We start from the raw sequence: 8,274 nt of genomic DNA, 5'->3' as shown, positions 1-8,274 counted from the left end.
GCCGGGGGTGCCGGTGCGGACGGCGACGGGGTGACGGACGTAACAGCCTTCGGGGTGCCCACCCTTCGGGACCGGGGCCGCTCGCGGGTGTCCGGGCGAACTAAAGTCGTCCGTATGACGAGAACCCCGGACAGCGTCGTCCGCTCCTTCATCGATCAGCACCGGCCCGCCTTCCTCGCGGACCTCGCCGACTGGCTCCGCATCCCCTCGGTGTCCGCCGACCCCGGCCGGGCCGGGGACGTCCGCCGCTCCGCCGAGTGGCTGGCCGCCAAGCTGCGCGACACCGGCTTCCCGGTGACGGAGGTCTGGGAGACGGACGGCCTGCCGGCGGTCTTCGCCGAGTGGCCCTCCGGGGACCCGGACGCGCCGACCGTCCTCGTCTACGGCCACCACGACGTGCAGCCCGCCGCCCGGGAGGACGGCTGGGCGACCGACCCGTTCGAGCCGACCGTGGTCGGCGGTCGGCTGTACGCCCGGGGCGCCGCCGACGACAAGGGCCAGGTGTTCTTCCACACCCTGGGGGTGCGCGCCCACCTGGCGGCCACCGGCCGCACCGCGCCGGCCGTCAACCTCAAGCTGCTGATCGAGGGCGAGGAGGAGTCCGGCTCCCCGCACTTCGCCGACCTGGTGCGCCGCGAGGCCGGCCGGCTGGCCGCCGACGTCGTGATCATCTCGGACACCGGCATGTGGTCCGAGACCACGCCGACCGTCTGCACCGGCATGCGGGGCCTGGCGGACGCCCAGATCGACCTGTACGGGCCGGACACCGACATCCACTCCGGCTCCTTCGGCGGCGCGGTGCCCAACCCGGCCACCGTCGCCGCCGAGCTGGCCGCCGGCCTGCACGACGCCGACCACCGGGTCGCCGTCCCCGGCTTCTACGACGGCGTGGTCGAGCTGACCGACCGCGAGCGTGCGCTCTTCGCCGAGCTGCCCTTCGACGAGGCCGCCTGGCTGCGGACCGCCAAGTCGTACGGCACCCGGGGCGAGGCGGGCTACTCCACCCTGGAGCGGATCTGGGCCCGCCCGACCGCTGAGGTCAACGGCATCTGGGGCGGCTACACCGGCCCCGGCGGCAAGACCATCGTGCCCGCCTCGGCGCACCTGAAGCTCTCCTTCCGGCTGGTCGCCGGCCAGGAGGTGGAGAAGATCCGCGAGGCCGTCCGCGCCTGGGTGGCCGACCGGGTGCCCGAGGGCGTCCGGTACGAGCTGGTCTTCCCGGGCGCGACCCGGCCCTGCCTGACCCCGCTCGACCACCCGGCGCTGCAGTCCACCGTCCGGGCGATGGGCCGGGCCTTCGAGCAGAAGATCCTGTTCACCCGTGAGGGCGGTTCCGGCCCGGCCGCCGACCTGCAGGACGTGCTCGGCGCGCCGGTGCTGTTCCTCGGCATCTCGGTGCCCTCGGACGGCTGGCACTCGGTGGACGAGAAGGTCGAGCTGGACCTGTTGGCCAAGGGCGTCGAGACCGCCGCCTACCTGTGGGCCGACCTGGCCGAGAACTGGCGGCCGGGCGGCGAGCGCGCGTGAACCGCGGGCGAGCGCGGGCGGACCTGGGTCGGGCGCGCCCCGACCCGGCCGCCGGTGCGGACCCGACCCGTCCGGAAGACTCATCACGTGGGGATGGAACAGTTGAGCACCGTGCCTGAGACCGAACGTCCGCTGCACCTGGCGCTGGCCCGGGCCGGGGTGGACCGGGCGGCCCAGCACCGGTTCGACGAGCCCTGGCTGGCGGCCGCGTGGAGCCACCCGACCACCAAGGTGCTGCCGATCTCCGGCGGCGAGGCGTTCGTGGTGGACACCGGGCAGGGGACCGAACTGGTCCTGCTGCCCTCCTTCGAGGCGCCGCAGAGCGGTGACCGGTACTTCCTCGGCACCGACGAGGACGGCGTCTCCTACTTCGCGCTGGCCGGCGAGAGCCTGCCGGGCCGGCTGGACGGCGACGCCCGCCCGGCCGGGCTGCGCGAGGTCGGCGCGCTGCTCTCCGACCGGGACTCCGGGCTGCTGGTGCACGCCGTCGCGCTGGAGCACTGGCACCGGCTGCACAGCTTCTGCTCGCGCTGCGGCCACCCGACCGAGAAGGCCGGTGCCGGGCACGTGCGGCGCTGCACCTCCTGCGCGGCCGAGCACTACCCGCGCACCGACCCCGCGGTGATCATGCTGATCACCGACGAGCGGGACCGCTGCCTGCTCGGCCGCCAGGCGCTGTGGCCGGAGGGCCGCTGGTCGACGCTGGCCGGCTTCGTCGAGCCGGGGGAGTCGATCGAGCAGGCGGTGGTGCGCGAGGTGCACGAGGAGGCCGGGGTGCGGGTCGCCGACGTCTCGTACGTGGCCAGCCAGCCGTGGCCGTTCCCGTCCAGCCTGATGCTGGGCTTCCTGGGCCGGGCGCACCCGGAGGGCACCGCGATCACCGTGGACGGCGAGGAGCTGGCGGAGGCGCGCTGGTTCTCCCGGGAGGAGCTGCGGGCGGGCATGGAGGCGGGGGAGATCCTGCCGCCGTCCGGGATCTCGATCGCCCGGCACCTGGTCGAGCTCTGGTACGGCGAACCGCTGCCGGCGGCGGCCCGCTGGTAATTCCGGGCGGTTCCCGGAGCGTCCACCATTGGGGGCGCGCGGAGTGATCCGCGCGCCCCCAATTTCCATTTCGAATCCGTCTCCCCAGGATGTTCGTAACCGGAGCGGCCCTGTCCAGTACGGCCCCCGGGGTCCTGTCCAGTGGAGTCACCGATCCCGGCGGACTTTGCCGCAAACGCCTGAAAGCCCCTCACCCGGCTCGCTACATTCACTCGGGTGACAATCCCCCGGGGCACCGCCCAATCCCCCAAATACCAGCGCCTCGCCGCCGACCTGCGCCGCCGGATCGCCGAGGGCGAGTTCACCACCGCGGCCGCCCTGCCGGTCGAGAGCGAACTGGAACGCCAGTACGGCGTCGCCCGCAACACCGTCCGGCTCGCCGTCGACGTCCTCGTCAACGAAGGCCGGCTGGTCCGCCTCCAGGGCAAGGGCACCTACCTGCGCGAGCACCCCGTGCTCGACCACCGCGCCTACGGACCCGCCCCCCGCCTCGAACCGCAGGAGGCCGCCGCGCGCGACTGCCTGGCCGTGCCCAGCGCCGTCTACCGCGGGGAGGCCGCCGAGAGCGGGCGCGAACTCACCGTCGACTTCGAGATGATGATCGTCCGGGCCCGCGTCGACATCGCCGAACGGCTCGGACTGCGCCCCGGCGAGGCCATCGTCGTGCGGCGCCAGCTGCGGATGCTCGACCGCGAGCCGTACTCGATCGAGGAGAGCCACTACCGGGCCGGCCTCGCCGCCGGCACCCCGCTGATGGAGCCCGACCAGATCGACGGCGGCGACGAGGCGGTGCTCGCCGCCCTCGGGCGCACCGAGATCGGCGCCGTCGACCACCTCGTCGCCCGGATGCCGGGACCCGAGGAGGCCCAGTGGTTCCAGGGCGGTCCCGGGGTGCCGCTGATGGTCCAGACCCGGGTCACCTACGACCGGCGCGGGCCCGTCCGGGTCATCGAGACCCGCTACTCCGCGGACCGCAGCCGGCTGGTCTACGGGGTCGGCGACCTCGGCGCCCGGGCCTCGCTGCCCGCGCCCGCCGCACCCGTCGACCAGGCCCGGGCCGGCACGCCGTAGCCCCGGTGGGCGGGCGCGCCGGCGCTGCCGGGTGCTCGGGCGTCAGGCCGCGAGGGCCTTCTTGACCTGCAGCAGGCTCGGGTTGGTCATCACGACCTGCTCGCCGCCGCCGGCCGGCTTCACCAGCACGGTCGGAACGGTCTGGTTGCCGTTGTTCACCGACTCGACGAAGGCCGCCGACGCCGGGTCCTCCTCGATGTTGATCTCGGTGTAGCCGATGCCCTCGCGCTGCAGCTGGCTCTTGAGCCGGTTGCAGTAGCCGCACCAGGTCGTGCTGTACATCGTCACGCTGCCGGACATCGAGGGGACTCCTTCGAGATGGGGGAGGGCCTGTACGGGGGGCGCCGCGCGCGTCACGCGGCTCCGGGGGGACAACGTCCACCACCCGGCGGTCATTCCGCACCGGGTCGCACCGGGCCGCACCGGGCCGTGCCGTACCGGGCAGGGCCGTGCCCGGTCGCACCGTGCCGGGAGTACGTCCGTGCCGGCGCGCGCCCAGCTGAACCGGCGCGGCACGAAGCGCACGCGCCCCCGCGTGCCTCCATCCGCCGTCCGCGACGCGATCATCCGGCGATCACACCGCCCCTGTGGACAACCCCGCCCGGGATGTCCGCGCGGACTGAGAGGATGGAACGCATGCAGGAAGACCTCTTGAGCGGCAGCCCGTTCGACGGACACCAGGACGCCCACCGCTTCGGCGACCCCGCCGCCGGCGGCCCCGACGCCGTCCTCGCCGGACTCGACCCCGAACAGCGGGCCGTCGCCACCGCCCTGCACGGAGCCGTCTGCGTCCTCGCCGGCGCCGGCACCGGCAAGACCCGCGCCATCACCCACCGCATCGCCTACGGCGTGCGCAGCGGCGTCTACCAGCCCCAGCAGGTCCTCGCCGTCACCTTCACCGCCCGCGCCGCCGGCGAGATGCGCGGCCGCCTGCGCCAGCTCGGCGCCGACGGCGTCCAGGCCCGCACCTTCCACGCCGCCGCCCTGCGCCAGCTCCAGTACTTCTGGCCGCGCGCCGTCGGCGGCCCCGTCCCCCAGCTGCTCGAACGCAAGGTCCAGCTGGTCGCCGAAGCCGCCGGCCGCTGCGGCCTGCGCGTCCAGCGCACCGAACTGCGCGACCTCACCGCCGAGATCGAATGGGCCAAGGTCACCCAGACCGGCCCCGACGACTACCCCGCCGCCGTCGCCAAGTCCGGCCGCGAGGCCCCCCGCGACCCCGCCGAGACCGCCCAGGTCTACCGCGTCTACGAGGAGACCAAGAGCCGCCGCGGGAACATCGACTTCGAGGACGTCCTGCTGCTCACCGCCGCCATCCTGGAGGACCGCCCCGACATCGCCGACCAGGTCCGCGCCCAGTACCGGCACTTCACCGTCGACGAGTACCAGGACGTCTCCCCGCTCCAGCAGCGCCTCCTCGACCAGTGGACCGGCCCCGGCGGCGGCGCCAGCCTCTGCGTCGTCGGCGACGCCAGCCAGACCATCTACTCCTTCACCGGCGCCACCCCCGACTACCTGCTCGGCTTCCGCACCCGCCACCCCGAGGCCACCGTCGTCAAACTCGTCCGCGACTACCGCTCCACCCCCCAGGTCGTCCACCTCGCCAACGGACTCCTCGCCCAGGCCCGCGGCGAGGCCGCCCGCCACCGCCTCGAACTCGTCTCCCAGCGCGAGGCCGGCCCCGAGCCCGTCTACACCGAGTACGAGGACGAACCCACCGAGGCCGAGACCACCGCCCGCAAGATCAAGGACCTCATCGCCGCCGGCGTGCGCGCCAGCGAGATCGCCGTCCTCTTCCGCACCAACGGCCAGTCCGAGGTCTACGAGCAGGCCCTCGCCGACCTCGGCGTCCCCTACCAGCTCAAGGGCGCCGAACGGTTCTTCGAACGCCCCGAGGTCCGCGACGCCGGCGTCCTGCTGCGTGGCGCCGCCCGCGCCGCCTCCGACCCCGTCACCGACGGCGCCCCCGACCTCGCCGGCCAGGTCCGCGCCGTCCTCGCCACCCGCGGCTTCACCGCCGAACCGCCCGCGGGCTCCGGCGCCGTCCGCGACCGCTGGGAGTCCCTCGCCGCCCTCGTCCGGCTCGCCGAGGAATTCGAACGCGGTCGCACCGCCGAGGGACGGACCACCGACCTCGCCGCCTACGTCGCCGAACTCGACGCCCGCGCCGCCGCCCAGCACGCCCCCGCCGTCGAAGGCGTCACCCTCGCCTCGCTGCACGCCGCCAAGGGCCTCGAATGGGACGCCGTCTTCCTGGTCGGCCTCACCGAGGGCACCATGCCGATCATCTACGCCAAGACCGACGAGCAGGTCGAGGAGGAACGCCGCCTCCTCTACGTCGGCGTCACCCGCGCCCGCAAGCACCTCACGCTCTCCTGGGCGCTCTCCCGCTCCCCGGGCGGCCGCGCCTCCCGCAAGCCCAGCCGCTTCCTGGACGGGCTGCGCCCCGGGTCGAGCGCCCCCGGCGCCCGCCCCGCCGGGCGCGGCGGGCGCGCCGGGGAGACCGGCGAGCGCTCCGCCGGACGCCGGGTCCGCGGCCCGGTCACCTGCCGGGTCTGCGGGCGGGCCCTCACCGAGGCCGTCGAGCGCAAGCTGCGCCGCTGCGAGACCTGCCCCTCCACCATGGACGAGGCGCTCTACGAACGGCTGCGCGAATGGCGCGCCGCCCAGGCCCGGGAACAGGGCGCGCCGGCCTACGTCGTCTTCACCGACGCGACCCTGATGGCCATCGCCGAGGACGTCCCCGCCAACCGGCAGGAGCTGGCCGGCATCTCCGGGGTCGGCGCGATGAAGCTGGACAAATACGGGGCCGCCGTGCTCTCGTTGTGTGCGGGGGAGGAGCCCGTCAGGGATCCGGCGGACGTCACGGACGACCAGCCGGACGAACCGGCTTGAGCCGGTCCGGGGCGATCGCAGCCGGCGTCGGAAGGCGCCGCGGAGACCGTCGGGAAACTCGCCGGAAAAATAGTTTGCGCGCCGTGCCGGGAGCGCAATAGCCTGCCGGAGCGGTCAAGGGGACGCGATCGGACGGGGTGACGCCTGTCGCCGCACGCCCCTGCGCCCACGAGCTCCACCCGCTTCACCCAGCTTCACCGAGACAGACATCCGAACAGTTCGGAGCCCGGGAGACCAGGCTCCGCGAGACGCCGAGAGGAGGCGAATGCAGTGGAAACCATGATCACCAAAATGACTGGCCAGACCGTCATCGCCGCCGTCTCGCTGCGTGCCGCCAACCCGCGGCTCGCCGTCGAACTGTGCGGAACCGGTCTGGGTCTCGACACCACCGGTGTCTCCGTCGTTCCCGCCTCCCTCGCCCCCGCTGTCAGTGGCCTCGGACACACTGGCCCCGGCAGCACCGGCATCCAGGGCGGCAGCCTCGACGGCACCAGTGTCGAGACTGGTCTGTCCCGCGACTGGGCGTCGGTCGACGCTTCGCGCTCCCCGCGTGATGAGCGACCGACCCAGGCACCGAAGACGGCCGTAGCCATTGCCATGCATGGCGGCTATGCGCGGGTCATCGGTGCCGGAAACACCCAGAAGCAGAACGAGCAGCAGATCAACCAGGCCATGGCCGCCTTCACGGGCGCCACGGCCATCCGGATGCGGGCCTTCCGCGGCCCCGAACCCTGGAGAGAACGAACCTGAGCCAGCCTCAGGTCGGCGCCTCCAGGGCCGCGGAACCCCACTCACCGGGATCCGCGGCCCTTCTGTTTTGTCCGGTACGCAAGACCACCCAGGCCCCCCGGGGCCTCCGGCCCAGCCCCACCAGTCAGCTGAGCCGGACCCACTGAGAAGACGAGGAAGACGCCCACAGTGTCCACGGTCATCACGCCGCCCACCCCGTCCGTACCGCCGACAGACCAGATCAAGGCCGACCAGGCCGACCCCCCGGAGGTTCTCCCCATGCAGTTCACCTCGATCGACCAGGCCGAGGAGCTCGGTCTCCCCATCCCGTGCCGCGCCTTCGACCCCGAGGTCTTCTTCGCCGAGACGCCCGCCGACGTCGAGTACGCGAAGTCCCTCTGCGGCACCTGCCCGGTCAAGGACGTCTGTCTCACCGGTGCCCTGGAGCGCCGTGAGCCCTGGGGCGTCTGGGGCGGCGAGCTCTTCGTCCAGGGTGTCGTCGTGGCCCGCAAGCGGCCGCGTGGCCGCCCGCGCAAGACCGAGGTCGCGGCGTGAACCCCGCGTCCGGAGCCGGAACCGTCCGCCGGGGAGAGCAGCCCCCGCTGGACAACGCCCTCCGCCGCTCCGTACGCCTCGCCGCCGCCAAGGCCGACGCCGCCCGCATCCACCCCTTCCCGACGACGCACCACGAGCAGGACCACCACATGACCGCCGCCGCCATCGACCCGACCGTCCGCGCCGAGCAGACCACCGAACTCCAGATCCAGAACAGGACCCTCGAAATGCAACTCCTCCACGAATCCCTGGCCCGGGCGCATATGCAAGAGCGCCTCCAGGAGGCCGAGCACCAACGGCTCGTCGTCCGGCTCGCCCGCGCCCACCGGCTCAAGCAGAAGGCCGAGCGCGCCTCGCTCCGGGCCCGCAAGGCGCTCGCCGTCGCCCTGATGTGACCGGGAGGCCGGCGCGCCGGCCCCACAGGACCCCCGTCGCGCCGCAGGCCGCCCCCCGACA

Annotated in this window: 8 protein-coding genes; 7 read left to right on the top strand and 1 reads right to left on the bottom strand. The window is 73.7% G+C overall.

All coding sequences use genetic code 11. The features are described 5' to 3' along the window. Positions 1-114: 114 nt before the first annotated feature. From ABD308_RS38975 to ABD308_RS38965, 3 genes are all read left to right on the top strand, one after another. Complete coding sequence (locus tag ABD308_RS38975) at positions 115-1,527, top strand: dipeptidase (protein ID WP_344345791.1); 1,413 nt, start codon at positions 115-117, stop codon at positions 1,525-1,527. A gap of 93 nt (positions 1,528-1,620) precedes the next feature. Further along, positions 1,621-2,571 carry an NAD(+) diphosphatase gene (gene nudC / locus ABD308_RS38970; RefSeq protein WP_344345789.1) on the top strand — a complete coding sequence of 317 codons (951 nt, stop codon included), beginning with the start codon at positions 1,621-1,623 and terminating at the stop codon, positions 2,569-2,571. Between the two features lie 216 nt (positions 2,572-2,787). Continuing rightward, positions 2,788-3,642 carry a GntR family transcriptional regulator gene (locus ABD308_RS38965; protein WP_344345787.1) on the top strand — a complete coding sequence of 285 codons (855 nt, stop codon included), beginning with the start codon at positions 2,788-2,790 and terminating at the stop codon, positions 3,640-3,642. Positions 3,643-3,684: 42 nt separating this feature from the next. Here ABD308_RS38965 and ABD308_RS38960 read toward each other — a convergent pair whose 3' ends face one another. Then, positions 3,685-3,942 carry a mycoredoxin gene (locus ABD308_RS38960; protein ID WP_344345785.1) on the bottom strand — a complete coding sequence of 86 codons (258 nt, stop codon included), beginning with the start codon at positions 3,940-3,942 and terminating at the stop codon, positions 3,685-3,687. A 327-nt stretch (positions 3,943-4,269) separates the two neighbouring features. Here ABD308_RS38960 and ABD308_RS38955 point away from each other — a divergent pair, with 327 nt between their 5' ends. From ABD308_RS38955 to ABD308_RS38940, 4 genes are all read left to right on the top strand, one after another. Next, positions 4,270-6,534, top strand: coding sequence for an ATP-dependent DNA helicase UvrD2 (locus tag ABD308_RS38955; protein WP_425554968.1), 2,265 nt, complete (start codon positions 4,270-4,272; stop codon positions 6,532-6,534). 270 nt (positions 6,535-6,804) lie between these two features. Further along, positions 6,805-7,284 (top strand): hypothetical protein, encoded by a 480-nt coding sequence (locus ABD308_RS38950; protein WP_344345781.1) that lies wholly within the window; start codon positions 6,805-6,807, stop codon positions 7,282-7,284. Positions 7,285-7,452: 168 nt separating this feature from the next. Continuing rightward, positions 7,453-7,818, top strand: a complete 366-nt coding sequence (locus ABD308_RS38945; RefSeq protein ID WP_425554967.1) for a WhiB family transcriptional regulator — start codon at positions 7,453-7,455, stop codon at positions 7,816-7,818. A gap of 149 nt (positions 7,819-7,967) precedes the next feature. Then, on the top strand, positions 7,968-8,213 hold the full coding sequence (locus ABD308_RS38940; protein ID WP_344345801.1) for a hypothetical protein: 246 nt from the start codon (positions 7,968-7,970) through the stop codon (positions 8,211-8,213). Positions 8,214-8,274: the final 61 nt, after the last annotated feature.

Source organism: Kitasatospora putterlickiae (genome assembly GCF_039527695.1).
In the GTDB taxonomy this organism is placed as follows: Bacteria; Actinomycetota; Actinomycetes; order Streptomycetales; family Streptomycetaceae; genus Kitasatospora; species Kitasatospora putterlickiae.
This window is presented reverse-complemented; position numbering and strand designations above follow the sequence as displayed.

Bases quoted from the DNA above. Each gene is read 5' to 3' on its own strand.
- ABD308_RS38975 (WP_344345791.1), top strand. From the start codon at position 115: ATGACGAGAACCCCGGACAGCGTCGTCCGCTCCTTCATCGATCAGCAC.
- ABD308_RS38955 (WP_425554968.1), top strand. From the start codon at position 4,270: ATGGAACGCATGCAGGAAGACCTCTTGAGCGGCAGCCCGTTCGACGGA.
- ABD308_RS38940 (WP_344345801.1), top strand. From the start codon at position 7,968: ATGACCGCCGCCGCCATCGACCCGACCGTCCGCGCCGAGCAGACCACC.
- ABD308_RS38960 (WP_344345785.1), bottom strand. From the start codon at position 3,942: ATGTCCGGCAGCGTGACGATGTACAGCACGACCTGGTGCGGCTACTGC.
- nudC (WP_344345789.1), top strand. From the start codon at position 1,621: ATGGAACAGTTGAGCACCGTGCCTGAGACCGAACGTCCGCTGCACCTG.